This window comes from Pseudomonas guariconensis (assembly GCF_015680235.1).
Classification (GTDB): Bacteria; Pseudomonadota; Gammaproteobacteria; order Pseudomonadales; family Pseudomonadaceae; genus Aquipseudomonas; species Aquipseudomonas guariconensis_A.
Genome location: NZ_JADLJL010000102.1, coordinates 1 through 282 on the forward strand (window position 1 = coordinate 1; position 282 = coordinate 282).

General features: G+C 56.0%; 1 protein-coding gene. It reads right to left on the reverse strand.

The window, feature by feature from the left end:
* Positions 1 to 282 (reverse strand): immunoglobulin-like domain-containing protein (locus IRZ56_RS22995; RefSeq protein WP_196147034.1); only part of this gene is annotated, 282 nt, incomplete at both ends.

A 282-nucleotide genomic window follows, 5' to 3' on the forward strand; every position in this document is an offset into this window, starting at 1 on the left:
CTTGGTCCAGGGTCAATTTCTCGAAGTTGTCGCTGCCGGTAACGGTATCGAGCTTGTTGACGATTTCTGGTTGACCACCAGTGAACACATCGTCGGGAGCTTTGACGGTAATGGAGCCGCTGGCGCTGCCAGCCGGAATAGTGACTTCCGTGCCATCGGTCAGCTTGAACACCAGGCCACCGTGACCAGTGACTGGCAATTTCTGGCCGTTGCTCAGCGTGACGGTGTAGGTGATCTCGCCACCTTCAGCGACAGTGGATTTATCCACAGACAATGTGGCGG